The sequence below is a fragment of the Opitutaceae bacterium TAV5 genome, assembly GCA_000242935.3.
In the GTDB taxonomy this organism is placed as follows: Bacteria; Verrucomicrobiota; Verrucomicrobiia; order Opitutales; family Opitutaceae; genus Geminisphaera.
Genome location: CP007053.1, coordinates 3,759,124 through 3,785,542, shown reverse-complemented (window position 1 = coordinate 3,785,542; position 26,419 = coordinate 3,759,124). Strand labels below are relative to the sequence as shown.

21 protein-coding genes are annotated in these 26,419 nt (G+C 64.3%); 9 read left to right on the top strand and 12 right to left on the bottom strand.

Features of this window, described 5'->3' with window-relative positions:
- Positions 1–22: 22 nt before the first annotated feature.
- From OPIT5_16165 to OPIT5_16155, 3 genes are all read right to left on the bottom strand, one after another.
- The gene (locus tag OPIT5_16165; GenBank protein AHF91531.1) at positions 23–1,024 is read right to left on the bottom strand and encodes a phosphohydrolase; all 1,002 of its coding nucleotides are present in this window, start codon (positions 1,022–1,024) and stop codon (positions 23–25) included.
- Positions 1,017–1,658, bottom strand: coding sequence for an isochorismatase hydrolase (locus OPIT5_16160; GenBank protein AHF91530.1), 642 nt, complete (start codon positions 1,656–1,658; stop codon positions 1,017–1,019). Before OPIT5_16160 ends, OPIT5_16165 begins: the two co-directional genes overlap by 8 nt.
- 121 nt (positions 1,659–1,779) lie before the next feature.
- Positions 1,780–2,361, bottom strand: coding sequence for a hypothetical protein (locus OPIT5_16155; protein ID AHF91529.1), 582 nt, complete (start codon positions 2,359–2,361; stop codon positions 1,780–1,782).
- 52 nt (positions 2,362–2,413) lie between these two features.
- Between OPIT5_16155 and OPIT5_16150 the strand changes: the two genes are divergently transcribed.
- On the top strand, positions 2,414–3,076 hold the full coding sequence (locus tag OPIT5_16150) for a metallophosphoesterase (GenBank protein AHF91528.1): 663 nt from the start codon (positions 2,414–2,416) through the stop codon (positions 3,074–3,076).
- Between the two features lie 287 nt (positions 3,077–3,363).
- Here OPIT5_16150 and OPIT5_16145 read toward each other — a convergent pair whose 3' ends face one another.
- Complete coding sequence (locus tag OPIT5_16145; GenBank protein ID AHF91527.1) at positions 3,364–4,533, bottom strand: FAD-binding protein; 1,170 nt, start codon at positions 4,531–4,533, stop codon at positions 3,364–3,366.
- Here OPIT5_16145 and OPIT5_16140 point away from each other — a divergent pair.
- The 5 genes from OPIT5_16140 (at position 4,514) to OPIT5_16120 (ending at position 12,744) form a co-directional block, all read left to right on the top strand.
- Entirely contained in the window at positions 4,514–6,202 is a 1,689-nt protein-coding gene (locus OPIT5_16140; GenBank protein AHF91526.1) for a polymerase, read from the top strand. The genes OPIT5_16145 and OPIT5_16140 overlap by 20 nt on opposite strands.
- Positions 6,203–6,429: 227 nt before the next feature.
- Positions 6,430–9,252 carry an alpha-L-rhamnosidase gene (locus OPIT5_16135; protein ID AHF91525.1) on the top strand — a complete coding sequence of 941 codons (2,823 nt, stop codon included), beginning with the start codon at positions 6,430–6,432 and terminating at the stop codon, positions 9,250–9,252.
- A gap of 293 nt (positions 9,253–9,545) precedes the next feature.
- A complete protein-coding gene (locus tag OPIT5_16130) occupies positions 9,546–10,349 on the top strand; it encodes a 3-ketoacyl-ACP reductase (protein AHF91524.1) in 804 nt (267 codons plus the stop codon).
- A gap of 204 nt (positions 10,350–10,553) precedes the next feature.
- Complete coding sequence (locus tag OPIT5_16125; GenBank protein ID AHF91523.1) at positions 10,554–11,381, top strand: type 11 methyltransferase; 828 nt, start codon at positions 10,554–10,556, stop codon at positions 11,379–11,381.
- A 178-nt stretch (positions 11,382–11,559) separates the two neighbouring features.
- Positions 11,560–12,744, top strand: coding sequence for a lysine 2,3-aminomutase (locus OPIT5_16120; protein AHF91522.1), 1,185 nt, complete (start codon positions 11,560–11,562; stop codon positions 12,742–12,744).
- A gap of 93 nt (positions 12,745–12,837) precedes the next feature.
- Here the strand turns inward: OPIT5_16120 and OPIT5_16115 are convergent, their stop codons facing one another.
- The 4 genes from OPIT5_16115 to OPIT5_16100 form a co-directional block, all read right to left on the bottom strand.
- Positions 12,838–14,499, bottom strand: coding sequence for a ribonuclease BN (locus OPIT5_16115; protein AHF91521.1), 1,662 nt, complete (start codon positions 14,497–14,499; stop codon positions 12,838–12,840).
- Between the two features lie 34 nt (positions 14,500–14,533).
- Positions 14,534–15,379 (bottom strand): hypothetical protein, encoded by an 846-nt coding sequence (locus OPIT5_16110; GenBank protein ID AHF91520.1) that lies wholly within the window; start codon positions 15,377–15,379, stop codon positions 14,534–14,536.
- A 222-nt stretch (positions 15,380–15,601) separates the two neighbouring features.
- Complete coding sequence (gene acpP / locus OPIT5_16105) at positions 15,602–15,865, bottom strand: acyl carrier protein (GenBank protein AHF91519.1); 264 nt, start codon at positions 15,863–15,865, stop codon at positions 15,602–15,604.
- Between the two features lie 32 nt (positions 15,866–15,897).
- Positions 15,898–16,686 carry a 3-ketoacyl-ACP reductase gene (locus tag OPIT5_16100; GenBank protein ID AHF91518.1) on the bottom strand — a complete coding sequence of 263 codons (789 nt, stop codon included), beginning with the start codon at positions 16,684–16,686 and terminating at the stop codon, positions 15,898–15,900.
- 360 nt (positions 16,687–17,046) lie between these two features.
- Between OPIT5_16100 and OPIT5_16095 the strand changes: the two genes are divergently transcribed.
- On the top strand, positions 17,047–17,592 hold the full coding sequence (locus OPIT5_16095) for a GDSL family lipase (GenBank protein AHF91517.1): 546 nt from the start codon (positions 17,047–17,049) through the stop codon (positions 17,590–17,592).
- Positions 17,593–17,688: 96 nt separating this feature from the next.
- On the opposite strand, the gene OPIT5_16090 is transcribed toward OPIT5_16095, so the two are convergent.
- The 4 genes from OPIT5_16090 to OPIT5_16075 form a co-directional block, all read right to left on the bottom strand.
- Positions 17,689–17,955, bottom strand: coding sequence for a hypothetical protein (locus OPIT5_16090; protein AHF91516.1), 267 nt, complete (start codon positions 17,953–17,955; stop codon positions 17,689–17,691).
- A 21-nt stretch (positions 17,956–17,976) separates the two neighbouring features.
- The gene (locus OPIT5_16085; protein AHF94441.1) at positions 17,977–21,633 is read right to left on the bottom strand and encodes a hypothetical protein; all 3,657 of its coding nucleotides are present in this window, start codon (positions 21,631–21,633) and stop codon (positions 17,977–17,979) included.
- A 101-nt stretch (positions 21,634–21,734) separates the two neighbouring features.
- Complete coding sequence (locus OPIT5_16080; protein ID AHF91515.1) at positions 21,735–22,508, bottom strand: N-terminal cleavage protein; 774 nt, start codon at positions 22,506–22,508, stop codon at positions 21,735–21,737.
- An 87-nt stretch (positions 22,509–22,595) separates the two neighbouring features.
- A complete protein-coding gene (locus tag OPIT5_16075; protein AHF91514.1) occupies positions 22,596–23,699 on the bottom strand; it encodes a LacI family transcriptional regulator in 1,104 nt (367 codons plus the stop codon).
- A 225-nt stretch (positions 23,700–23,924) separates the two neighbouring features.
- Here OPIT5_16075 and OPIT5_16070 point away from each other — a divergent pair, with 225 nt between their 5' ends.
- Entirely contained in the window at positions 23,925–25,757 is a 1,833-nt protein-coding gene (locus OPIT5_16070) for an anchor protein (GenBank protein ID AHF91513.1), read from the top strand.
- 87 nt (positions 25,758–25,844) lie between these two features.
- Positions 25,845–26,417 carry a sugar-binding protein gene (locus OPIT5_16065; protein ID AHF91512.1) on the top strand — a complete coding sequence of 191 codons (573 nt, stop codon included), beginning with the start codon at positions 25,845–25,847 and terminating at the stop codon, positions 26,415–26,417.
- The last annotated feature ends 2 nt before the right edge of the window (positions 26,418–26,419 follow it).

Here is a 26,419-nt window from a genome sequence, read left to right as displayed (position 1 = left end):
TTCTCCGGGGTCGTCGGCGACGCTACTCCACCGGCCGTGTCAGCAAAGCCGTGTTCAGGCCGGGCAGGCGTTCGGAAAACTCGCTGGCTTCGTCGGCCTGGCGCAGGGCGCGCTGCACCATGCCCATCTTGGCGTCGAGGTTGTCGATCATGGAGACAAACACCGCCTCCGGCGTCGCCGCGTAAACCGCCGCGCCCCACTCCGGCTCGCCCTGATGGCTGAGGATGATGTGCTCCAGCCGCTCCAGCCGGTCGGCGTCGAGCCGCGCCTTGATGCCGTGCTTGCGCGCGAGCGCGTAACCGAGGACCACGTGGCCCTGGAGGATGCCGCGACGGCTGCGCTTCGTCGCCAGCGTGCCCTGGTACTCGATCGTCTTGCCCGTATCATGAAGCAGGATACCGGCCATCGCCAGGCTCGCGTCCACTTCCGGATACAGGGGCAGCAGCGCCCGGCACGCCCGCGCCATGTGGATCGTATGCTCCAGCAGGCCGTGACGGTAGGCGTGGTGCATCGCCACCGCCGCCGGCGCGTAGCGGAAGTTTTCGCCGATCTCCTCGAACACGCCGCGCACTGTCATCCGCAATTCGTCGTGCGCGATGCCGTCGATAAACCCGGAAAATTCGGTCCAGAGTTCGTCTCCGTTTTCCGGACACGTCTCGACGAGGTTTTCGATCAGCGCCGGATCGGCGGCGAGATCTTCCTCCGACAGGACCTGCGCACGGCCGAGGCGGGGCGAGAAACGGCCCTGAAAATGATCCGAACGCCCCTCGATCCGCAGCACCGCGCCTTCGCCCGCCGTTTTGAGCGGCTCGAAGAGCGGGCCGTCGTTAAAAATCGTGCAGGTGAACGAGCCGCCGCGATCGCCGAGCTCGATGCTCAGAAACGGGTTTCCGTTGGAGGCGGTTTTGGTTTGCAGCTTCTTGAGGACAACCAGCGCGGCAAACGGCGCGCCGGGCGTCAGATCGGGCGACTTGAGCTGGCGGACCGTGAGCAGCGGCGCGGAGGGAGAGGAGGGTTCAGCCATGAGTTTTGACGAGTTGGGTCCAGAATTTGAAAAAGGGATGCGAGGCTTCCCGGAGGATCGAATAAAAAACCGTCTCGACCGGCAAGAGGTGAGCGCCCGCGCGATCGAGCGCCCGCAGGCAGGCCCTGGCGTCGTCGGGACGACGCGCGCCGACGGCGTCGGTCAGGATGGTCACCTGCAAGTCCGCGCCGATGGCGTCGATGGCCGTCTGGTAAACGCAGATGGAGGTTTCGAGGCCGCAGAGGATGACGTGCTCGATGCTGCGATCGCGGAATGTTTCGAGCAGCGCGGTCTCTTCCGCCAGCGCCGAGAAGGCGGACTTGCCGGGCGCGGGCGCATCGGGCGCGAGAGCGCGCGTGGCGGCGTCGGTGGGGCCGAGTTTTTCCGGGAGTTGTTCGGTAAAGAAGACCGGGATGCCCAGGCCGCGGGCGGCGGCGAGCGCCAGCCGGCAGCGGCGCAACATCGCCTCGCCGCCGGCGATGGTTTTGAGGAAGACCGGTTGCAGATCGACCGCCAGCAGCGCAACGCCGGGCAGCGGTTCGGGCTCCGGCGCGACGGCGGATGACGGCACGGAGGCAACGGATTTGACGGCGCGGGCCGGTCTGGCGGAGGGACGTTTGGCGGATTTTGTCATGGGAGAGGAATGGAAATGGCGAAGCGCAAGCCTGCGCGGACGGAGGCAACATTGAACACCGCACATCGAACACTGAACACTGAAACGATGGAAGAGAGGAACGGCATTTTATTCACCGATGTTACGCAGGCAGGGAAAGTGGCGCGGGCGTCTCGCCCGCGCCACTCCCGCCACGCCCGCCGCCGACCAGCGCGGCGAGCTGTTCCTGGATCGACAGGAAAAACTCCGGATTCAGATCCGTGACTGCCGGGATTTCATAAAGCTGCTTCGACTTCGCGTGCTCGTAGATCGAGCGCGCGCCCCCTGCCGCGGAGCCCTTCGGGCGCAGCACGCGTTTGCGTTCCAGCATGAGCGCAAGGACCTGTACCATGCGCACGGTTTCTTCATCGGCCTCGCCCAAGGTCGCGGGATCGGCGAGGGTCAGAAAAAGGCTTTCCGCCGTCAGCTTGAGTTCGCGCTCGGGGTTCTCGTTCTGTTTGCGCGGCTTGAACAACTGCACCCACCGGCACGCCACGGGGCCCGGCGCGGTAAAACCGCCGAGTTCGGATTCCAGCACATCATAACGCACCACCTCCGGCGCTCCCGGTTCGGGCGGCGTTTCCGGCCGCACCAGAAAACTCGCCACCCGCTCGCCTTCGGCAAATGCGCGTCCACTGACAAAACAGACCGGGGCGAGAGGTTGCAGGTTCAGTTCCATGGCCATAGGGGTTTCGTGTTTACTTCCCCCCGCGCCGGACGCTAGCAAATTTCCGCTCATGAACGGTCGCATCATCGCCATCGGCGACATCCACGGTTGTTATCAGGAATTCGCCGAATTGCTCGACCGTCTCTCCCTCACGCCTGCCGACCAGGTCGTGCTCCTCGGCGACCTCGTCAATCGCGGACCCGACAGCTCCCGGGTCATCGACCTTGCCCGCAAGTGCCGCGCCCTCTCGCTCCTCGGCAATCACGAGGGCCGGCTGCTGCTCTGGAAGCGCACGGGCGACCGCTCCGGCCTCAAGGAGGTCGATCTGCCCACCATCGAGCTGCTGCGTCCCGAAGACTGGGCTTACCTGCAAACCATGCAGCTCACGTATTACATCCCGGAGCTCAACACGGTGTGCGTCCATGGCGGATTCCTGCCCAATGAACCCTGGCAAAAACAGCCGGCATCGGTTGTCACCCGGATCCAGGTCATCGACGCGGCCGGTCGTCCCCGAAAACGTTCCGAGGCGCCCGAGGCTCCGCTCTGGGCCGATCTCTGGAACGGCCCGCCGTTCGTGATTTACGGCCACACGCCGCGTCCCGATGTCTACAAACTGAAATGGTCCATCGGCCTCGACACCGGCTGCGCGATGGGTGGCCTGCTCACGGCCTACATCCTTCCCGAAAAACGCCTCGTGCAGGTCAAGGCCCGCCGGCGCTACTACCCGGCATGAGGTTGGGATCGGGAAAACGCTGCACATTGAACGAATAACTGATGTTACCGCGAAGCCTCATAGTTGGAAGTGGCGCGGGCGTCTCGCCCGCTTCCGGGGTGGCACGGCCATCCTGGCCGTGGACGGCGCGAAGCGCCGCCGGTTTGTTTCCGGACGCCGCGGAGAAGGCAACGCTCACGGGCAAGATGCCCGTGCCACGCCGGAGCGGAGAGGCACCCGGAAGCGGGCGAGACGCCCGCGCCACTCCGGGGCCGTCCACTTTTTGAGATGCGGGGCGCGGCCGCGGCTCAGTACACGTCGCGCTGGTAGCGTTTGTCCTTCTTCATCTGCTTCACGTACTCGCCTGCCTGTTCGATGGTCATGCCAGCCTGCTCGGCAATGATGTCGTGGAGGGCCGTGTCGACGTCCTTCGCCATGCGCTTGGCGTCGCCGCATACGTAGAAGTGGCCGCCATTGCGGATCCAGTCCCAGAGCTCGGGAGCGGCGGCGCGCATCTTGTCCTGCACGTAAACCTTGAGGAGCTGGTCGCGCGACCAGGCGAGGTCGAGCTTCGCGATCTGGCCCTTGGCGAGGTAATCCTTCCATTCCTCTTCGTAAAGGAAATCGGTGGCGGAGTGCTGGTCGCCGAAAAATACCCAGTTGCGGCCGGTGGCGCCGACGGCCACGCGATCCTGCACAAACGCCCGGAACGGCGCGATGCCGGTGCCGGGGCCGACCATGATCGCATCCTTCGAGGTGTCCTCGGGCGGGCCGAAATGGGAATTCGACACGAACACCGGCACCGGCGTCTCGCCGACTGTCACGCGGTCGGCCATGAACGTCGAACACACGCCGGCGCGCTGGCGTCCGTTGGTCTGGTAACGCACGATCGCCACGGTGAGGTGGATCTCGTCGGGAAACGGTTTCGGGGACGACGCGATCGAATAAAGACGCGGCATCAGCTTGCGCAGGTGGTCGACGAGCTCCTGCGGCGTCAGGCGGGCGCTCGGGAATTCCTCCAGCAGGTCGAGGTATTCGCGTTCGGCGAGGAAGGCGGTGAGCACTTCTTTCGATTCGGGACCGAGCAATCCTTCGAGTTTCGCCTTCTCCGCCGGTTCGGTGGCCCTGGCCGCGAGCGTCTGGATAATCTTTGCAGTGGGGCTGCCAAGGGCGAGACGGGACGCGAGCACTTCACGCAGCGGGAGAGGCGCCGGGAGCTTCAGCATGGCAGGCGACACGGGTTCATCGCCGGTGGCGCCGAGCGCCTTGAGAATGCCAGCCACGTCTTCGGGGCGGTTGGAGGGGAATATGCCAAGGGAGTCGCCGGCCTTGTAGACGAGCCCGCTGCCGGTGAGGCTGACCACAAAATGGCGGGTTTCCTTGCCCGAACCGGGTTTGCTGAGCAGGCGGTTCCCGGTGATGCGAGCCGGGAACGGGTTGTCTTTTGTATAGGAGGAGGTGGCGGCAGGAGCGGACATAAACAGGTTAAAAAAAAGCAATAAATGCGCCAGCCTCCGGCACGCGCAAGCATTTGCTGCCGGCATTAACGCAGGTAGATGTCGGTTTTATCCTGCCCGGTCCGGACGTCTCCCGGCGCGCACTTTCCACTTTCCCGCGACGGGGAAAATGCATTCCCTCGCCGGCGTGGTCCACTCTCACTCTTCCGCAGCCAGCCATCATGAGTCCGGCGCCTTGCGAACTTTCCGGGGCGAGGCCAAGTCCGCCCGTCCGTCCCATCCCTTGGAAACCACGCTCCTGATCGTGGTTGCCGCTTACCTCTGTTTCCTGCCCTGGGCTCTCGGTACGATGTATGTATGGGGGCAGAGCATTGCGTTCGGCCTGGCCGTCGCGGGCTTCGCCCTCTCCGTCATGAAGCGCAAATACGAGGCTTCCATCTCCCCCACCGGCGCGAGCATCAATCTCGTCATGTGGCCTCGCCTCGTGCGTTTTCCGGTTTTCTGGCTCGGGCTCGGGTTTCTGGTCTATATCGCCATCGGCGGATTTAATCCGGCGTACTACTACAACAGCGACGTCCGTGGCTGGTGGCTGACCACCGGCACGCCGGTCAAGTGGCTGCCGGCCGGTGTCGAGGCGCCCTTCGCCGGGATGAACGCATGGCGCGTGCTACTCGTCTACAGCGGCATCTGGCTGCTGGCATGCGCGATCTGGGTGGGTTTCACCCGGCGTTCGACCGTCGTCACCTTGCTGACGATCGTCGTCACCAACGGCACGGTGCTGGCCGTGATCGGCATCCTCCAGCGGGTCACGGAAGCCAAAAAGGTGCTCTGGTGCATCAGCAAGCCCGGCCTGTCCTTCGTCTCCACCCTTCTTTACAAGAACCACGCCGGAGCCTACTTCAACCTGATCGTCGCCGCTTCCTGCGTGCTGATGGCCTGGCACTTTCTCCGGGCCTCCCGGCGCATGCAGCGATCGAGCCCGGCCCCGATCTTCGCGTTCTGCGCGATCATCGGCACGCTGCTCGTTTTCCTCTCCAACTCGCGCACCGCCGCCATCCTCCTGGCCGGTTTCATCCTCATGATCGCCATCGGCTACCTCGTCTGGCTGCTGACCGGCAAGTCGGAGGCGCAAAACCGCATCGTGGGCCTGCTCGTGCCCGGCTGCTTTGTCATCCTGATGATCGTGGCCGGCCAGTTCCTCAACGTGGAAAACTCGCTCCGCCGCATCGAACGGCTCTTCAAGGAAGACCAGGTGCAATCCGTCGAGTGGCGCACCCTCGCCCGAAAAGCCACGTTCCGGATGGCCGGGGACAACCCCGTCTACGGCTGGGGAGCCGGCAGTTTCCGCCATGTTTTCCCGGCTTACCAGAGGGACTATCCCGAAATCTACAAACGGGGAAAACACGTTCTCCGCTGGGAGTACGCCCACAACGACTACGTCCAGGGTTTTGCCGAACTGGGCGTCATCGGCCTGCTGTTTCCTGCCTCGATGCTCGGCTACTGGATCGTGTCTTTCATTCGCCGGGGAGTTCTCTGGCGTATCCCGATGCTGATCGGCGTCGCCGGCCTCGGGCTGACGATGGTGCACTCCTGGGTGGATTTTCAGGCCCACAATCCGGCCGTCCTCGGCACCTGGTGCCTGCTGTGGGTGATCTACGGCCGCTGGATGCAACTCGAGCCGGCGGAGTGAAAATCCCCGGAGCAAGCTTCCGGGGCATTGGAGCGGCGGCGTCCCCGCCGCTCCACCAAGCCGATGCAAGCTTCGGGGTATCAGACCCCATGAGAATGAAAAAGAGAAGGCATCCGCTGGCCTGATTCTGCTAAAACAAAACCCGGAAATGAAGGCCCGCCCTCCGGGAAATCTGCGAGGATAGCATCCGGAAAATCACACGCCTCGCGCCTATCACGCCATCCACCATGTCCGCCCGCTCCGCATCCGCTCCCCGACTCGCCGATTTTCGCTGCGAGTTTTTGCCCAACCCGCTGGGCCTCGACGAGGCCGCCCCGCGCTTTTCCTGGAAACTCGCCGACTCCCGCACCGGCGCCCGTCAGACCGCGTACCGGCTCCAGGTCGCCGTCGCCGCCGACGCAAGCGGCGGCACCGCGAATTTCGACGCCAGCGCTCTCGTGTGGGACTCCGGCCTCGTCAAGTCCGCCGACTCCCACCTCGTCCCCTGGGCCGGTCCCGCCCTCGCTCCGCACACCCGCTACGTCTGGCGCGTCACCGTCCATGATCACCTTGGCCAGCCGGTCACCCTGAACCCGGCCGCCGGCACGCCGTGGTTCGAGACCGGTTTCCTCTCCACCGACGAAGCCGCGTGGCAAGGCGCCCGCTGGATCAGCCTCGACCGCCCCGCCCCCTCCGGCGACGAACTGCTCCCCTGCCCCTTCCTCCGGAAAACCTTCACCCTCGACGCGGCCCCGCGCTCCGCGCGTCTCTACATCACCGCCCGCGGCCTTTTCGAACCGCATCTCAACGGCCAGCGCATCGGCCGCGATGTCCTCGCTCCCGGCTGGACCGACTACAACAAGCGCATCGAGTACCTCGCCTATGACGTCACCGCCGCTCTCCGCGCCGGCGACAACGCCCTCGGCGCCATTCTCGGCGACGGCTGGTATGCCGGCAACCTCGGCTGGACGCAGGCCCCGAAACACCGCCACCACTACGGCGCCGAACCCGCCCTGCTCGCCGCCCTCCGCATCGTGCACGCCGACGGCTCCGTCGGGTGGATCGTCTCCGACGAGACCTGGCGCGCCACCACCGGGCCCCTCCTGTTTTCCGATCTCTATCACGGCGAGAGCCATGACGCCCGCCGCGAACTCGCCGGCTGGAGCGAGCCCGCCCGCCCCGGCCACTTTGCCCGCGGCTGGACGCCCGTCGCCACGCCGCGCCTCGCTCCCGTCCTCCTCAACGCCAAGGCCACGCCGCCCATCCGCGTCATCGAGGAATTGCCCGCGCTCGCCGTCACCGAGCCCGCGCCCGGCCGCCACACCTTCGATCTCGGGCAAAACATGGTCGGCGTCATCCGCCTGCGGATACGCGCCCCGCGCGGCACCAAACTGACGATCCGCTACGCCGAAATGCTCCAGGCCGACGGCACCGTCTACACGGAAAACCTCCGCTCCGCCCGCGCCACCGACACCTGGATCGCCCGCGGCGGCCCCGGCATCGAAACCTGGACTCCCAAATTCACCTTCCACGGTTTCCGCTACGTCGAGATCACCGGCCTGCCCGGCAGCGGCGGCGGGCGCGGCGGCCGGGGGGACCGGAAGAAAAAGCTCCCGCCGCCCGACACCGTCACTGGCCTGGTCCTCCACAGCGACATGCCGCGCACCGGCGACTTCACCTGCTCGCACCCGCTCGTCAACCGCCTCCAGGAAAACATCCGCTGGGGCCAGCGCGGCAACTTCCTCGACGTGCCCACCGACTGTCCGCAGCGCGACGAACGCCTCGGCTGGACCGGCGACGCGCAGGTCTTCGCCCCCACCGCCGCCTTCAACTACGACGTCGCCTCTTTCTTCCGCAAATGGACGCGCGACCTCGCCGACGACCAGGATGCCGAAGGCGCCTACCCCGACGTCGCCCCCGACGTGCTCGCCTCCATGTATCCGGGCCGCAAGAACGGCAACGCCGCCTGGGCCGACGCCGGCGTCATCTGCCCGTGGGTCATGTACCGGCATTTCGGTGACACCCGCATCCTCGAGGAAAACTACCCCGCCATGGCGCGCTGGATCGGCTACCAGGAAAAGACCTCCGACGGCCTCCTCCGCCCCGACACCGCCTACGGGGACTGGCTCGCGCCCGACGCCACCGAATGTTCCTGGGCCGCCACGCCCTGCGACCTCATCGGCACCGCCTATTTCGCGCACACCACCGCGCTCATGGCGCGCATCGCCCGTATTCTCCAAAAGACCGCCGACGCCCGCCGCTTCGACGCGAAGCACGCGAAGATCGTCCGCGCCTTCAACCGCGCCTACGTGACCGCCGACGGCCGCCTCGCCGGCGACGCGCAGACGGCCTATCTGCTCGCCCTCGCCTTCGACCTGCTCCCGGCCAGACTCCGCCCGCGCGCCATCGCCCATCTGGAGCGTTGCTTTGCCCGTCGCGGCGACCGCCTCTCCACCGGCTTCGTCGGCACGCCGTTGCTCGGCCCGGTGCTCTCCGCCGTGGGCCGCACCGACCTCGCCTACACGCTGCTCTTCAACGAGGCGTATCCGTCGTGGCTGTTCACCGTGAAAAACGGCGCGACCACGATGTGGGAGCGCTGGAACAGCTGGACGCCCGACAAGGGTTTCGGCGAGGTCGGCATGAATTCGTTCAACCACTACGCCTACGGCGCGATCGGCGAATGGCTCTACTCGACGGTCGCCGGCATCGCGCCCGATCCCGGAGTCGCGGCCTACCGCGAGTTCCGCCTGCAACCGCACCTCGACGACCGGCTCGCGCACGCCGCGGCCACGCTCGAATCGCCGTGGGGCCGCATCGCCTCCGCCTGGAAGCGCACCGCCGGCGGCAGGACGCTGCGCTGGGAAGTGGAAATCCCCGCCAATACCCGCGCCACCGCGCTCCCGCCGCTGCCCGCCGGCGCCGGGCTCGACACCGTGCAGATCGACGGCAAGCCGTGGAAGCAACATCCCGGCGCCAGCGCCGCCGATCCGGTCGACGGCCGCCCGGCCATCGCCCTGGCCGCCGGCCGCTACACGATCACGTTCGCCGTGCCGGCCGTGAAGAAAAAGTAACTGAAGGGAACTTCCAAAAACTGAACAGAAGGCAACGAAGGACAACCAAGGACACTTGCCACTTGTTTTTTAACCTTGTTAAAATCAATAACTTCTTGCCCGGACTCTTCTTTGTTTTACCTTCGTTGCCTTTGTTTCCTTCTGTTCAGAAATGGATTTTCAGATCCTCCCTGAAGGGACACGCCGGCGATCACCACGCCTCATCCGCGACATCAGCACAAAGCCGATCCCGCCGCGTTCGCACGGGGTATTGCGGTTGAGTTCGGCCGCCGGGTTCCTTTTACGAACCACCCATGTCTTCTTCCTCCAAGCCCTCCTCACCCGCCGTCCGGTACGCGCTCGTCACCGGCGCCTCGCGCGGCATCGGCCGCGGCATCGCTCTCGAACTCGCCAAGGCCGGCTACCGCATCGCCGTCAACTACGCCGGCAACGCCGAGGCCGCCCACGACACGCTCGCGCAAATCCGCGCCCTCGGCAGCGACGGTTTCACCGTGCAGGGCGACGTCTCCGTCGCCGCCGATCGCGAGCGGCTCGTGGCCGAAACCGTCGGACAGTTTGGCCGTATCGACCTGCTGGTGAACAACGCCGGCGTCGCCCCCAAAGTCCGCGCCGATATCCTCGAAGCCGGCGAAGAGAGCTTCGACCGCCTCTATTCGATCAACCTCAAGGGCCCCTACTTCCTCACCCAGCTCGTGGCGAAACAGATGCTCGCGCAGGAACGCGACGCCGAGGGTTTCCGCGGCCGCATTGTCACCACGACATCCATTTCCGTCTACACCGCTTCCACCAGCCGCGGCGACTACTGCATCGTCAAGGCCGGCCTCGCCATGATGACCAAGCTCTTCGCCGACCGTCTGGCCAACGACGGCATCAACGTCTACGAAGTGCGCCCCGGCATCATCGCCACCGACATGACCGGCGCGGTGAAAGAAAAGTACGACAAGCTCATCCTCGAGGACGGCATCACCCCGATCCGTCGCTGGGGCACGCCCGAGGACATCGGCCGCGCCGTCCGCGCCATCGCCGAGGACCGTTTCCCGTTCTCGACCGGCGCCGTCTTCGACGTCGACGGCGGTTTCCACCTGCAACGGCTGTAAACGGGAGCGGCGGCATTCCTGCCGCTGCGACGAGGCGCGACAGCACCTCGCCCCGCACGCGCGAAAATCGTACGAAATCGTGAGATCTTCACACCCGCGTGGTGCTCACCGTGCACGCGTCCTGTCCGGCAAGGCAGCGGCAGGAATGCCGCCGCTCCGTTTTGCCTTTCCATCCGCGCCTGCGGGCAAAACGCTCGCGGGCCTATGAGCAGCAGCCCGCCGGATTTTTCCGCCAACATCGAACGTTTCACCGGCTTCGCCGATCATTACGACCGCTTCCGGCCCTCGCCGCCCGCCGTCCTTGCCGATCTGCTCGGCCAACTCGCCCGCCTCGGCACCGCGAAGCCGGCCCGCGTCGTGGACATCGGTTGCGGCACCGGACTCTCCACCCGCTACTGGGCCGGCCGCGCCACCGAAATCATCGGCGTCGAACCGACCGATGCCATGCGCACCCAAGCCGAGTCCCACGGCGGCGAAGGCATCGTCTACCGGAAGGGGTTTTCGCACGCCACCGGCCTGCCGGACGCCTGCGCGGACATCGTCACCTGCTCGCAGGCGCTGCACTGGATGGACCCGCTGCCGACGTTTCGCGAAGTGGCGCGCATCCTGAAACCGGGCGGCGTCTTCGCCGCGTTCGATTACGACTGGCCTCCGGTCACGACCTCGTGGGTGGCGGACAAGACCTATACGGAGACGGTCAAAGCCGTCGGCCGGCTCGAAGGCCCGCACGGTATCAACGACGGTCTGCACCGGTGGGACAAAGCCGGGCACCTCGGCCGCATGCAGGAGAGCGGCGCCTTTGCCTGGGTGCGCGAATGCACGGTGCAGCACACCGATGAAGGCAACGCCGACCGACTCGTCGGTCTGCTCCTGAGCCAGGGTTCGGTGCAGTCGTTGCGCAAAAAGCGTGTCGCCGAGATCGACCGGCTCGCGGACCATCTGCACGAAGTCGCCATCCGCGAACTCGGCTCCGGACTGCAGCGCTGGTTCTGGAGCTCGCGCATCCGCATCGGCATCCGGGCCAGCGAGTAAGATGCCGCGGCGACTCGCGGGGCGCGTGGTCACAGGCGGCGCTGCCCGGGCGCCGCTCCGCAGGCGCGTCCCTCCCCCAACCGCACCCGCCGTTTGACACCGTTCGCGCACCGGCCAGGTTTCCGGCATCCGTTTTCATTCCATTCCGCCTCCATTCCGCTGATCCGACGACCCACCGATGGCCTACACCGAAGACCGCTCCGCCTGGTTTGATGGCCAGGGACTCTGGCAACACATCCCGGCATCCGACTGGAAATCCTGGACCTGGCAGCTCCGCAACCGCATCACCCGGCTGGAGGAACTCGAACGCTACATGACGCTCACGCCCGACGAGCGCGCCGGCGTCCTCTTCGCCAGCAACAAGCTCTCGCTCGCGATCACGCCGTATTTTTTCAACCTCATCGATCGCGACGACCCCGCCGACCCGCTCCGCCTGCAGGTCATCCCGCGCGCCGGCGAGAGCCAGCTCCACGCCGAGGAGATGCTCGACTCGCTCGGTGAAGACGAACACTCCCCCGTCCCCGGCCTCGTGCACCGTTACCCGGACCGGGTGCTGTTTCTCGTCACCGACCGCTGCGCCAGCTACTGCCGTTACTGCACGCGCAGCCGCCTCGTTTCCAACGCGCAGGACTACAATTTCCATCCCGAATACGAACAGGGCCTGCGCTACATCGAATCGCACCCCGAGGTGCGCGACGTGCTTCTCTCCGGCGGCGACCCGCTGCTCCTCGCCGACCGCAAGCTCGACCACCTGCTGGGCCGGCTCCGCGCCATCCCGCATGTCGAGTTCATTCGCATCGGCTCGCGCATCCCGGTGTTCATGCCGCAACGCATCACGCCCGAACTGTGCGAGGTGTTCAAAAAGCACGGTCCGATCTGGATGAGCATCCACGTCAATCATCCGCGCGAATGCACCGCCGAGCTGCGCGATGCCTGCGAACGCCTTTCCTTCGCCGGCGTCCCCCTCGGCAACCAGAGCGTGCTCCTGCGCGGTGTCAACGACGACCCCGACGTGATGAAGGCGCTCGTCCATCGCCTGCTTCGCATGCGCGTGCGGCCCTATTATCTTTACCAGATGGACCTCATCACGGGCGGATCGCACTTCAAGGTCGATGTCCGCCGCGGTCTGGAAATCATAAAAAGCCTGCGCGGGCACACGACCGGGTATGCGATTCCCCAATACGTGATCGACGCTCCCGGCGGCGGCGGCAAGGTGCCGATGAATCCCGACTACATCGAAAAAATCACCGACGACGAAGTGGTCTTCCGCAACTACGAGGGCCACACCTTCCGTTATCCGCTGACCTCGACGCTCGTCCCGGACAAGACTCCCGCCGGTCTCGCGGCCGCCCCCGCCGTGTAGCTCCGGATTACGCCATACCGACGATCCTTGGTTTTACGTAGGGCGCACTTTACTGTGAAGTGCGCCCCTGCATAAGGGCCTCGTCGCGGCGGATCACCCGCGGGCGGCGGGCATCGGGCTTTCGGCGATGAGCTCGTCGATCGTTTTCGTAAAAAATTCCAGCTGCCGCTGCGCCTTCAGTTCCTGGTCGTAGCGTTGCACGATCGGGTCGGCATCGACCAGCGCCGGGCCGGTCGGGTCGCCGCCGTGGTCGTCGTCCAGTTGCTTGAAATCGGCCAGCGTCATCCGGTTGAGCGGACGCGCCGGCTGGTAGCGCAGCTCCGTGTCGGCGCCCTCATCGGACGGCGGCACCGGCGAAAGCAGCGCCATCTGCACGAGCCGGTTGAGGCACTCGTTGAGCACCTGCGTCGGCACGCCCAGTTGCGCGCCCAGGTCCGATGCGGTGCAAGGCGGCAGGCAGTCGCGGAAACGTCGCCCGATGCGCAGGAGCACCGTCAGCGAAAGCCGCTCGCGCATCGATTCGGCCAGCGTGTTCCAGGCCGCCTGGCTGTTGCGGAAATGCACGTTCTGCACCGCGTAGCTGACCTGCCCGCCAAGCAGGATGAACAGCCAGAAGATATACAGCCCGAACATCAGGATCGGCAGAATGCCCAGCGACCCGAAAAAGCTGCGCTGCTGCACCACTTTCGAGAGATAGAGAAAGGCGAGGTAGTTGTTCGCCACGACCAGCGCGGCCACGACCGCCGCTCCGATCGCCGCACCGCGCCAGAGCACACGCGTGTTGGGGATAAACTTGTAGAAAAGCGTCAGCACCGCCACCAGCATCACGATCGACAGCGAGGGCAGCATCCAGCTCAGCAGCGGGGCGATCGTCTCGCCCAGGCCGAAAGGCATGTTTTTCTTGAAAAAGTTGAGGTACGCGCCGGCCGAAAGCGCCGTCACCGTGGCGAAAAAAAGCACCGCGCCGAGCGTCAGCACCGTCCAGTAATAGACGATGCGCATCGTCCAGCTCCGCCCCCGCCGCACGCCCCAGATTTCATTGAACACATTCTCCACCGTCGTGAAGAGCTGTAATACGATCACGATCAGCGTGACCACGCCGACGACGCCCGCCGTGCTCGATTTCGAGCCATCGATAAAACCGTCGATCAGCTTCACCAGTTCCGGGTTGACCTCCACCTGGCCTTCGCCGGCAGCGGCGTCGGCGGACGTGTCACCCGTCGCATCGGCCGGTTCGGTCCCCGCTCCTTCGGCGGCGGAATCCGGTCCCCGTACCGCCGGCGTGGCCGCCGCCTGGCTGGCGCGGGCCTGCTGCGCCACCCCGCGGGGCCGCAGGTGCAGCGTGGCCGCGCTGACGATATCGCTGCGCACCGGCCGATCGATGACGGCCTCGTCGGCATCCTCCATGTCAAACCCGTCCTCCAGTTGCTCGTACTGGGTCACCTGCGGGGCGATGAACCTGATGATGCGGTTGAGGGTGTTGACCGCCAGATGCGGATCCTGCCGGTCGAGCACGAAGCCGGCCACCAGCATGGCGATGGCCACGAGCGGGCCGAGGCCGAGCATGGAGGAAAAACTCAGTGCCGCGGCGCGGCTGAAAGCCTTGGTCTCGACGATGCCGGTAACGGTGATCGAAACCACGCGCAGGACGGCGTAGATGCGCCCGCGCAGGGAACGGTCCGTCAGAAAATCCGGTCGCCAGATCTCGTGCCGGTAAATACGCGTGCAACGATGGATGAGCGTGGCGGCGGACATGGTGTTTTGGTCGGGCCGGCCGGACAGCCGGACATCAGTGGAAGATCCGGATCACAAAAATGATCGTGACGACGAGACCGGCCACGCCGGTCACGAGCACGCCCAGGATATGTTGCCACGAGACCGCGACAATCAGGGCGAGGGCGGAAAGCGTTCCCAGGGCGATGGCCGGGATGCCCGCCGTGCCGAGGGTCGCGAAATAGAAGAACCCGATAAAGCCGACAAAAAGCGCCGCCCGCAGCCGGGTGAGGCCGTGCGCGAAGTTGAGGCGGCAGGCGAGCAGGATGGCGAGGATCAGGTCGGCGGCGGCGAAATAGCCGAGCGGTTTCGTGCCGAGCGCCGCGAAGTCGCCCTTGAGCAGGGCTCCGCCCGAGTAAGCGGTAAACCCGATGGCCGTGACGACGAGCATGGCGATGGCGCCGATGCGGCCGATCATGGTGGCGCGAGCCTGGGCCACTTCGGGCGGCGGCAGCGTGGACGCGCCCTCCTCGACGCGCCCCTCGGCCGCGGCCAGCATCTGCTGCACCGTGATGGGCTTGGTCGTGAGATCCGCCTCGTTGAGGCTCTGGATCTTTTCCTTCTTTTTGACGCGGAGCACCTTTTTGGAAGGATAGAGAATCTCCGCCAGGTCCGGATTGTCGCCCGTGGCCACCCATTGCTCGGTGGCCGCCTCGTAGTAGAGCGTCTCGCGGGTGACTTCGCCGTTCTCGGCGAGGGAGGTCATTTGTTCGAGGGTGTAAGGCCCGCGGGCCTCCTCTTCCGATGGCTGGCGAATGTAGAATTCCTGCGTGGACATATGGGGAGTGAAGGGGGAAACGGTGTGTATCGCGTCCGTTCCCGCAAGTGTGTTTTCAGAGTGGTTTTCCCGGAGCGGCGGCATTTTTCTGCCGATCCCGCCGCAGACGAGGCGCGACGCGCCTCGCCCCTTGCCGAAGCAAGCCACGAAATCCCGGACCGGCGACGCTTCGCGTCGTCTGCCCCTCGACGGGCTCGGAGCCCTGAGCCTGTCGAACGGGCAGCGGCAGGAATGCCGCCGCTCCAAAAAAAAGCGCCCCGCCGGGAAAAGCGGAGCGCGCGGGAAACGGGAGAGAAGACGAACGGCTCAGGCCTGCGCAGCCTTGCCGTTGATGTAGTCAACCACCTGGCCGACGGTGCGGAGCTTCTCGGCATCGGATTCGGGGATCTCTCCCTTGATCTCGTCCTTGAATTCCTCTTCGAAGGCCATGATCAGCTCGACCGTGTCGAGAGAGTCCGCTCCGAGGTCATCCAGGAAAGATGCCTGCGGGGTAATCTGCTCTTCGTTCACGTTAAGCTGATTAACGATGATTTCCTTAACGCGTTGTTCGATGGTTTTTTGGTCAGCCATGTGGTGTGTAAAACTAGAAACTGCGGATGGGGTCACATCGACATGCCGCCGTCAACGGTAAAAACCTGGCCGGTGATGTAACTCGCCTGCTCCGAAGCGAGAAAGGCCACGGCATGAGCGATGTCCGCCGCTTCGCCAAAACGCTGCATCGGGATCAGGGACGTGGCGGCTTTCTGCACCTCCTCGTTGAGGACGGAGGTCATGTCGGTCTTGATGAAACCGGGGGCGACGACGTTGGCGGTGACGTTGCGCCGGGCGAACTCCTTGGCCACGGACTTGGTGAAACCGACCATGCCGGCCTTGGCGGCGGCATAGTTGGCCTGGCCGGCGTTGCCCATGAGGCCGGAGACGGACGAGATGTTGACGATACGGCCCCAGCGGTTGCGGCACATGGGCCAGCCGATGGCCTTCGTCCAGTGGAAGCAACTCGTGAGGTTCGTGGTGAGGACGGCGTTCCAGTCGTCCTCGCTCATGCGGGCGAGCAGGCCGTCGCGGGTGATGCCCGCGTTGTTCACGAGGATGTCGATCTTGCCGAATTCCTTTAAAAACGCCTCCGCGGCGGCGGTGACGGCGGCTCCGTCCGCCACATCGACGGCGCGGGCCACGGCTTTTCCGCCGATCCCGGTACCGGCGGCGTTGATGCCCGCGGCGACCGCGCCGCAGGTTTCGGCGGATTTCGAGACGCAGATGACGGTGTGGCCCGCGGCGGCGAGGACTTCGGCGATGGCCTTGCCGATGCCGCGGCCGGCGCCGGTAACGAGGGCGGTGCGCTGCGGCGCAGGTTGTGCGGACGAATTTTCGTTGGCGGAGGTGGTGGACATAGGGCGGTTCGGTTCTGGAAAAAAGTACGGGATTCGTTCGGGAAAAAGCGAAGGGGTGAGGGATGTTGCGGAGATTGTCGAGCCCTTCGCCTGCGCCCGGCGGAGGTTCCGGACTTTTCGGGGGACCGGAACTTTCGACATTGTCGAACGGGACGAACGGATGCTTTGATAGCGGCGATGCATACCCTGCGTATCCTCCCGCTCCTCACCCTTCTCGTCATCGGCTCCGCGGCAGCCTCTGCCCAGCCCTCCGGCTCCGGCGCCGTCGAGGCCAATCCGGCCGTCGTGCCGGTGACGCGCAACACCTGGGTCGAACAACACAAACGCCAGGTCACCACGGCCAAAAAGGACGGCGCCGACGTGATGTTTCTCGGCGACTCGATCACCGCCGGCTGGGGCGGCAACGGCAAGGCCGTGTGGGCCGAGCGCTACGCTCCCCTCAAGGCGGCCAATTTCGGCATCGGCGGCGACCGCACCGAACACGTGCTCTGGCGCCTGCAAAACGGCGCGCTCGGCGGCGGCATCAGGCCGAAGGTCGTGGTGCTCATGATCGGCACCAACAATACCGGACGCGACAGCGCGGAACAGATCGCCGAGGGCGTGACCGCCATCGTGGCCGAAATCGGCAAACGCGCCCCGCAGGCGAAGGTGTTGCTCCTCGACGTCTTCCCGCGCGGCGAAAAACCCGACAACGACCGCCGCGCCAAGATCGCCGCGATCAACGCGATCATTGAGAAACTCGACGACGGGCGGCGGGTGTTTTTCCTGCCGATCGGCCAGAAATTCGTGCAGCCCGACGGCACGATCAGCAAGGCGATCATGCCCGATTTCCTGCACCTGAGCGCCCCCGGCTACAGGATCTGGGCCGATGCGATCGACGCGAAACTGGGCGAGTTGCTGAAATAGGCTGCCCGTTCTTCCTGTGGAGCGGTGCGCAAACGTTGCGTTTCCGCTCTTTCCGACCCGGCGCGATCCATTTCGCCAGCCGGGTCTTTTGTTTTTTCACACGGGAAACAGCGTCCGCACCAGCGCCTGCACGTCGCCGACGTCTTTTTCCGGTACGAAGATCGCCAGTTTCGCACCTTCGGGGCTCATCGCCAGGGCCAGTTCGATCGTCCGCAGCGGCCGCTCCAGTGCAGAGTCGTCATGCTCGATCTCGAACGGTACTCCGGCTTTCTCCAGCGCCTCCAGAATCCGCTTCGCCTCGTGCGGTTCGAACGAACCGACCTGGTGCCACACGATTCCGGTTTTTTCGTTCGATGGATTCATGGGCAAAGTATAGGTCCCGGCTCACCGGAAGCCAAGCCCGGTTTGGTCTTCCGTCAGCAATCCGGGACATTTTCCTGAAACGGGCCTCCCGGTTCCGTAACCATTATCCCGATACCTGTCTCCCTGCAAGGCGCTCTGGTACAGGCTCATGGTGAGTTGCAGCGGCGAAGCGGTCATCGGAATGACGAGACGCCGGATCGTCGTCAGGTCCGATGACTCCAGAGACGCAGCGGCGCCGGAATCCCAGTCGAGAGCGAACGTCTTGCCGCCGGCGATGAACGTGAAGGAGCCCGGCTGACTGGCGTCCAGCACTTCGCTGATGTTGTCGGCGGTCGTGCTGTAAACGGGAAGATTGAGTTTCAGGCCGGCCGGAGCGGGGCTGACGCTGACCGTCAGCACAGGGCTGGCCGGAACGGTGAAATCATAGGTCCATGTGATGGTGCGATCGGTCCCGTCGGCATCGGTGCTCTCCGTGACCTCATAAAGGAGGTCGGGAACCAGCCATTGACCCGTCGCGTTGTTTTTCCGCCCCGAAGAATAGAGGCTGCCTCCGTTTTCCCAAAAAACCGAGGAATGCGCAAAATGAGCCTCCTGGGTGATGGCTCCGGGCGGAGACTGGCTGTTCTGCGAAGAGGAAATGATGGCGCCCGTTTCGGGCGACCACACACATGTTGGCCCTCCTCCCAATTTGCCGGCGACCGTGGCCTTCCCTCCGGCAACGGAGTGAAACACCACACCATACAGGCCATCCTGTTTCCAGGCCATCAGACCGGGAAGATTGCTCCAGGTCCGGTTGACGGCGCTTTCGCAAGGCAGGGCCGCCGAAACCGCGGTTTGCGGGAGCCGGTAAGCATGATCGAGCGCCGCCCCCCAGGTGCCAGCCGGGTTGTTCAGGCCGGTGAACCAGTTATCCCGCCGGGAGGGCGCAAGCGCCCAGTTCAGAAACTGGACGGCCCATGTGTCGTTGGTGATCTGGTGAGCCACCTGACCCGGCCACGTGGCCGGCGGGATCGACAGATTGTGCCGGGTGAGGGCGAGCGGAAACTCGAAGCGCGCCATGCTGATGCCGGGATAGCTGATCGCGGCCAGACTGATGGAAGCCACCCGGCAGTTCATGGCGGTCGGGCCGACGACCCGTCCATCGGGCTGGGGCAGCCAGAAAAAGGACTTGAACGTCAGGTTATCCTCGATGGCCGCCCTCATCGTCTCGACGAGCGCCTCATCGTGCCCGGGAAGCTCCCGGTACCGGTCGTAAGCCTCCACCAATACGTAAAAATTCATCGAATCGTAGTTTCCGTCGGGCCCGTATTCCTCCAGAAAATACCCGGCGGGGTGCTGGCCGAATTTGCTGTTCGTGCCGTAGCCCCCCTCGACGTAAACGGTCATTTGTTGTTCGAACCAGCGGAGGAACCGTGGTTCGCCGGTGGCGAGCCAAGTATAGAGATGGCCCAGCATCACGTGTCCCCACTGGTTGGACTGGAAGCCCTGAAAATCCGCCTGTTTGCTGCCGAGCGCGACAAGACCGTCCTTCCAGATGGCACCGGCCTCGGGAGGCAGGGCTCCCTGGAGAAGATAACAGGCCTGGGCCAGCGCGTAATAGGCGAAGAAGGCATGGGTGACCGGATAACTCTGCGAGTCCATGCTTCCTTCCCGAAGCAGGTGCGCGCTGTCCATCGACGCGAGATGATAGAAGGCGTAGAGGATCGATCTCCGGAGGAGGTTGGCGTTCCCGTAAGCCGGATTGGCGGAAACAGGCACGGACCACGCTGCCGCCAGCGGCAATGAGTCGAAGGTCGAAAGCAGGCTGCCGTAGTGGAAAGTCTCCCACGACGGAGGAGAGCTGCCGGCAGCCACGTTGGCTCCGAAGAAAGGGTTCTCCGGATCACTCACCACCTGGTTGGCTATGCCGGACTGCAAACCGCTCAGAAAGCCGTACTGCCCGTACGGCAGCGCTTCCCGCATGGCATCCGCCAGCGTGGCGGGCACGGAAGCAGGGAATGTGAGCGCGACGGAATAATCGTTGTTCGCCTGATAATCCGCCCACATCCAGTCACGGGCCCGCTGCTGGATCGGCCCTGCCGTGAGGATGCCGCCAGCGGCTTCGCGGGTTCCACCCGCAAGCTGGATGGCGCTGGCGGCATCGGGGCAGAGCAAGCCGGGGATGCCATCGAAAACAAGAGTCCGGTTGAAACCGGCGGGGATGTGAAGACGGATGACGCCGGGCTGGGAGGGCGTGGAAGGCGGGACCAGTGCGGAAGAGACCGTGAGTTCGTAGCGGGAAAGCGAGGCATTCCAGACATCCGTGCTGCTGCCTCCTCCGATACTGCCGACGGGATCGGAATACGCCGGGCCGGCATACAGCCCGATTTCCGACGAAGTCGTCCCGCCGTAGACATACATTTTGAACGAGGTCCAGGTACGGGGCAGGTAGAGGTAATAATCCTGTGCCGCAGGCGTGGCGGGAAAGCCGAGCGACAGCTCACCCCGGACGCCCCAGGCTTGCACCGTATCGGGAAGACCGATGGCAAAAACATCGTTGGAACGCCCTCCGATGACGCTCACCGTGTAGACGCCGGCATCGCCTTCCGGAATGGACAGCACCACGCTGCTGCTCCCGCCCGGGCTGTCCGTCAGGTCGGCATGCGAAACGACCCGACCCGAGGGATCCAGCACCTGGGCGAGTGCAACGGGACGCGGCTTGATGGCCTCTTGCGCCGGGATCGTCGTCGCGCGGGCAATATACACCGCCCGCAGGCCTCCGGCGGGAGCGGCGGCCAGCATGCCAAGCCCGCGCGTATTGCCGCCGAGGAAATGGATGCGGCCCTCGTGGACCGTCGGGAAACGGGTGGTGAAGTCAGGATGCGTGGCAAAGGTCGTGCGCTCGGTCTTGCTGAGCCGCGCTTCATCGATCGTGCCGGTGAAGGGATCTATCCCCGTTTGACCGGCCTCACCGATGGAAACGGGAAACACGCCGGTGTCGTAGGTAAACGAGGCGAAGGTCCCGGCAGCGACCGGCGACGCCGCATCGTAGCCGCCGAATTCGTCCTGCAGATAAAGCCGGGCAACCACATCGGAACCGTCCTGACGGATGGAGAAGGCGACATGGTACCAGCGGTCACGCTCGATGGATCGTCCCAGGTCGTGAAACAGTTTTCTGGATACGCCGGCCGCATCCCTCAGCTCCAGGCAGAGCCGGGCGTTTTCTCCGGTGTCGTCGTCCGTAAAATAAAAGCTGACAGGCTGCCGGCTGCCGGCGCGCCGGAAGAGCACCTGCCGGTTGGCCCAACCCGAGCCGGAAGGCGTTTCATGGGGCAGGATGGAGGCATCATCAAACCGCACCCAGATTTCGAAAGTCTGGATGGAGGGATTGGCAGGCTGGGTGTAACTGTCGAGATAAAGCCGGCGATTGTCCGTCGTGCCTTGCGGATGAAACCCGGTCACTGCCCGTCCGAGGAGCCCGGGGACGCTTTGCAGGTCGCCGATACCGGTGGCGGTCAGTTGCAGCGCGGGGGAGCCGCCGGCGTCCGCATAGGCGGAAGGCGGGTTGGCTGTCTCATCGAAGCGCCACAAGGCAAGCGTGTCGGTATCGACCGCGTAAGACACGGCTGCGCGAAGAAGGCCGGGAATCGACAATACCAGCGCGCCGAGCAGGCAGGGGGCGAAAGTGCAGGGTTTCATGGGGGCAGGGTTGCGGCCTGACAGGCCGGGGTGACAGGTGGAAGAGAACGCAGGAATCCCGGGAAGGAGGAACCGGCATGCAGAAGGAAGAAAGCGGGCGATCAGGATTCCGGCATTTCGGTCACGCCCAGCTTTGTACCATTGCGGAGGTCGCTTTCCCGCGGATCTCCGTCTTTGGTTACGTAGGCCCAGTACTGCATGAAGAGGCGTCCGTCCTTCTCGTCTCCGTCAACGTAGGCCACGTGGCCGTCCAGAAAACCGCAGTTGATGGAACGCTTGCCTCGATGCCGCAGCGGAATACGCGTCTTCTTCTTATCCGAGTCGCTGTTTTTCCAGTCAGAACCGAAATGATCCCATACGAGGGGAATACGCGTCGGTTGTGTGCGCAGCCCGAAGTTGGTCGGCGTATTGGTGGCTATTTGCCTGACGCCATAGTCCACGTTGAACGCACTGGCATCTGTCTGAGTCGGGTGAATCAGTCCGGTCATCTTTGCGGCGGGACAGTGTTCGATTTTTTCGCGTATCCCCTTGTTGTCGGACGTCCAGAGATAGCGCGGCCCCGGCTTGTAGTAGTAGCGCAGGAGATAAAAGCCCGGGAGGTTGTGGTTTTCGGATTGAGCCAGCCATTCATTCGGCGTGTCTGGCCCGAATGCAACCGGCAGCGAGCGCATTTTGTGCTCGTTCATGAACAGGATGTAGGCCGTCGTCAGTTGCCGCACGTTGCTCTTGCATGTCGCATCCGCCGCGCTGAGACGCACGCGCCCCACCACGGGGATGATGATGCCGGCCAGAATGCCGATGATCGCAATCACGACCAGCAGCTCGACCAGGGTAAACGCAGACAGGGGGGGACTCGATGTTTTTCGGGTATTCATGGGATACAGGTTGGGAAATTTTTCGGGGGGAGCCGGGGAAAGCAAAGACGGGGCAACATCGCCGGCCGGCACCGGCGCTGGCTGCGCTCAGGAATCCGGTGCCGGCGCGCACGACAGCCGCTCGACCAGACGCGTGCCCACGCTCACGTGGCGCACCATCATCGACGGATTCTGCAGGCGCTCGTAAAGAAGGTTGACCGCCACCCGTCCCACCTCGTCACCCGAGAGCGACACGCTGGTCAACGGCGGCACCGAGTGCTCGCAGGTGTCGATGTTCATGTAGCCGACCACGCTCAGATCGCGCGGCACCTCGATGCCATAGCGGCCGGCCAGAGCCAGCAGGGCGAAAGCGTACGTATCCGTTGCGCAGACCACGGCGGTCGGGCGCTCGCCCTTCCCGAGGGCCAGGAGATTTTTCAACCCCTTCTCGATCACCTCCGACAAAGTCTCCCGTCCGTGATCACGCGTCGGAACCTGGATATACGCCGGGTCTTCCACGCAGCCGAGGGAACCGGCATATTTCCGATATGCATCCATCCGCTCGAAGTGCAGAACGGACGGCGCTTGTCCCAGATCATCCACCGACAGAAACGCGATCCGCCGGTGCCCCAGCTCCCTCAGGTAACGAAGAATCTGGTACGTCGCCGCGTAGTTGTCGCACATGACAGAGAAGATCGACCGATCCTCGCTGCTGTTCATCAGCATGATGACCGGGACAAGCTCGTTGAGTTTGCGAATCCAGGTGTCGGACGTGGTCGGGCTGGGCTTCAGAATGACGCCCTGCACGCGATTCTCGGCAACCATCGCCGGAATCGCCCCGCGCGCCACTTCCTCTCCGCAGGTGGCAAAAAGCAGATGACCGTTGTTGCGGTTTACCCCGTCCTCGATGCCAATCAGAAAATGCTGCAGGAACGGATCGGCGGTCACCCGGGCCAGATTGGGTGAATCCACCAGGTAACCGATCACCGCGACATCATTCGACGCCTGCACGGTCGCCTGTGCGGCCGGAGCACGACGGGTATAACCCAGCGACCGGGCGGCCAGCAGAACCCGTTCCGCCAGATCCTCCGCGACGTCAGCCTTGCCGTTGAGCACGCGGCTCACGGTGCCGATCGACACGTCCGCCTTCTCGGCAACGTCGCGCAGGCGGGGTTTGGCAGCAGGGATAAAAGAATCAGCCTTCATTTTCATATAATTTCATGTATTTATTTTAAAGAAGGTCAAGCATAGATATGACCATTCTCCTCAATTTAGGCCACCCGGTGGCATTTTCCAAGGAAATACCAATCCCATATTTTGTTAGTAAACAGCTTCTTATTGATTTTACCTGAAATTCCATATTTTTCCATGAAATTTTCATTGATTTCCATTAAAAATATCCCACGATTCAGATGAACCCGACAAAAACCCATCCTTATGCAACTACCCATCTGCCCTCCTTCCGGCGTGGCTTCGCTGCAATCGCATTGCCGCCGCCTCTCCGCCCTCACGCTGGCCACGTTCTCCCTTCTGGCGGGAACCGGACGCTTGCACGCCGATGACATTTCATGGAATGCCGCTACCGACGGCTTGTGGAGCGATGCCTCGAACTGGTCTTCCGATCCCGTCCTGCCCGGCGTGGAGGACACCGTCACCATCGCCGCCACCACCGGCGGCACCGATCCCTACACGGTGACCTTCGGCACCGGCACAGAGGCCGATGCGACGCTCACGGCCGATGTCTTCAAGCTCACCCTTGGCGTCGCCGGCGCGCCCCGCGCCACCCTTCATCTCAAGGGAGGCACGCTCACCGCCGACGTCGGCGAAGCTCCCGCTTCCGGCAACAGCACGCCTCCGCTGACGATGACCAATGCCGATCTCGTCGTCGATACCGGGGCCACGCTGCTGCTCCGTTCCGGGCCCGGTGGCGGAGGCAACGGTTTTCGCGGCCTCGTCATGACCGGCAACGCCACCGCGACCATCAACGGCACCGTCAAGGTACAACCTTCCGGCGGCGCCACCGGCAGTGTTGGCGGCGGCCTTCACATGTCCGGAAGCGCCGGCCAGACCAACACCGTCACCATCGGCCGGAATGCCGTTGCCGAGTTTGGTTACACCTACGTCGGGCCCGGTGGCCAGTCCGCGCAAAACCACGTCATCGTTGACGGAGGTTCGTTGAAGGTCCGCGCATTTGAACTCGGACGCGGGGGAACGGACAACACCATCAGCGTCAAAAATGGCGGAACCTTCACCGAAGGCGGTGGCGGAGCCAGCATTGGCGGTGCAAGCAACAATACCGGCACCGGCCATCTCATCATCGGTGAAATCGACGAAGGAGGAGCGATCCTCTCCGAAGGCACGGTCACCATGACATCCGGCCTGACTGTTGGCGCCGGCACCGCGAGCGGCAATGGCACCGTCACACTCAATGCGGGCAGTTTCTCCATGACCACCTCTGCCGCGCGCACGGTCACGCTCGCCAGCGGACCCAAAACTACCGGCACCCTCAACATCAAGGGCGGCACGATGAACATTACCCGCAGCCAGGGCGATCACACCCTGCGTCTCGCTCCCGGCTACGTGGACGAAACGAGCACCGGCACCGCCACTATCAACTTGTCCGGCGGCGCGCTCAACGTCGACAAGTTCGTCAGCCAGACCGTTGCCGGAACCATCAACTTCACCGGCGGCCTCTTCACCGTGAAGCAGGCCACGGTCTCCAACGGCAAGGCTTTCACCGTCGGCAACGGAACCGATGCCGCCACGTTCCGCCTCGTCACCGCCACCGGTTCCGGCGACCACACCTTCGCCGACGGTCTCGTCATTTCCGGCAACGCCCGCCTCGAAGGCTCGGGCAGGATCGGCACCGGCCTTGCCTCCGTGTCCGGCACGCTCGCCGCCAGCGGCACACTCGAGTTTGCCGACGGCCTCACGCTCTTCGACGGCTCCACGATCGACCTCAACAACTCCTCCGGCTCCCTCTTTATCTCGGGCGGCGATCTGACCATCGCCGATGGCGCCACCATCAACATCCGCCTGACCGATTTCACGGATGGCAATCCGGTCACGCTCTTCACCGCCTCCGATTCGATCGCGGGGACTGCCCTCGACAACGTGAACTTCCTCTTCAACGGCGTCGCCACCACCGGATCATGGAGCGGCGCCGACTTCCTGATCACGGCCGTCGCCGTCCCTGAACCCTCCACGGTCGCACTCGTCCTTGGCGGCCTCACGCTGCTCGCCTCCCTGGGCGTTCGCCGCCAGCGTTGATAGCAACGGACAACACGCGGCACTCGCCCGAATGCGAGTGCCGTCTTGTCCGGTTTCCTTCACCTTTCCAACCCGTCCATCCCTGTCATGCAATTTCCCCGTATCGCCGTTGTCCTCGCCTCGCTCCTTGCCTCGTCCGCTTTCTCCGCCGCTCCGGCTCCCTCCGACAACGGCAGCCTTCTGCTCAGCGGTTTTGAGGACCCGGTCAAAAACGAGTGGAAGCACCAGACCCGCGCCGACCTTGTGCCGTTCAAGGCCGAAACCTTGCCCGACAAGGTCAAGGAAGGCGCCCAGTCCGCGAAATGGACCGACCTCGCCCGACACAAATGGATCGCGCTGATCAACACCCCGTCCGACTGGTCCGCGTGGGAGGCGCTCAGCCTCTGGATTTATGCCGAGACCGCCAACGGCCAGAAAATCAACCTCGTTGTCGGTGCGCCGAAAGAGGGAGCGCAGGAAGGTTATTACCTCCATCAGCTCACGATCGACTGGACCGGCTGGCGCCAGATCGTCGTCCCTTTCAAAACCTTCAAACCCAACCGCGCCCCCGCGCCCTGGAGTGCCGTCAAGGTGCTCCGTTTCACCGCCGGAGGCTGGGGAGCCGAACCCTTGCCCGATACCGTTCTTTATCTCGACGATCTCCGCCTCATCCGCCGCTGATT

Coding starts and splice junctions, on each gene's coding strand:
- OPIT5_16165 (AHF91531.1), bottom strand. CDS start 1,024: ATGGCTGAACCCTCCTCTCCCTCCGCGCCGCTGCTCACGGTCCGCCAG.
- OPIT5_16160 (AHF91530.1), bottom strand. CDS start 1,658: ATGACAAAATCCGCCAAACGTCCCTCCGCCAGACCGGCCCGCGCCGTC.
- OPIT5_16155 (AHF91529.1), bottom strand. CDS start 2,361: ATGGCCATGGAACTGAACCTGCAACCTCTCGCCCCGGTCTGTTTTGTC.
- OPIT5_16150 (AHF91528.1), top strand. CDS start 2,414: ATGAACGGTCGCATCATCGCCATCGGCGACATCCACGGTTGTTATCAG.
- OPIT5_16145 (AHF91527.1), bottom strand. CDS start 4,533: ATGTCCGCTCCTGCCGCCACCTCCTCCTATACAAAAGACAACCCGTTC.
- OPIT5_16135 (AHF91525.1), top strand. CDS start 6,430: ATGTCCGCCCGCTCCGCATCCGCTCCCCGACTCGCCGATTTTCGCTGC.
- OPIT5_16130 (AHF91524.1), top strand. CDS start 9,546: ATGTCTTCTTCCTCCAAGCCCTCCTCACCCGCCGTCCGGTACGCGCTC.
- OPIT5_16125 (AHF91523.1), top strand. CDS start 10,554: ATGAGCAGCAGCCCGCCGGATTTTTCCGCCAACATCGAACGTTTCACC.
- OPIT5_16120 (AHF91522.1), top strand. CDS start 11,560: ATGGCCTACACCGAAGACCGCTCCGCCTGGTTTGATGGCCAGGGACTC.
- OPIT5_16115 (AHF91521.1), bottom strand. CDS start 14,499: ATGTCCGCCGCCACGCTCATCCATCGTTGCACGCGTATTTACCGGCAC.
- OPIT5_16110 (AHF91520.1), bottom strand. CDS start 15,379: ATGCCGCCGCTCCGGGAAAACCACTCTGAAAACACACTTGCGGGAACG.
- acpP (AHF91519.1), bottom strand. CDS start 15,865: ATGGCTGACCAAAAAACCATCGAACAACGCGTTAAGGAAATCATCGTT.
- OPIT5_16100 (AHF91518.1), bottom strand. CDS start 16,686: ATGTCCACCACCTCCGCCAACGAAAATTCGTCCGCACAACCTGCGCCG.
- OPIT5_16090 (AHF91516.1), bottom strand. CDS start 17,955: ATGAATCCATCGAACGAAAAAACCGGAATCGTGTGGCACCAGGTCGGT.
- OPIT5_16085 (AHF94441.1), bottom strand. CDS start 21,633: ATGAAACCCTGCACTTTCGCCCCCTGCCTGCTCGGCGCGCTGGTATTG.
- OPIT5_16080 (AHF91515.1), bottom strand. CDS start 22,508: ATGAATACCCGAAAAACATCGAGTCCCCCCCTGTCTGCGTTTACCCTG.
- OPIT5_16075 (AHF91514.1), bottom strand. CDS start 23,699: ATGAAAATGAAGGCTGATTCTTTTATCCCTGCTGCCAAACCCCGCCTG.
- OPIT5_16070 (AHF91513.1), top strand. CDS start 23,925: ATGCAACTACCCATCTGCCCTCCTTCCGGCGTGGCTTCGCTGCAATCG.
- OPIT5_16065 (AHF91512.1), top strand. CDS start 25,845: ATGCAATTTCCCCGTATCGCCGTTGTCCTCGCCTCGCTCCTTGCCTCG.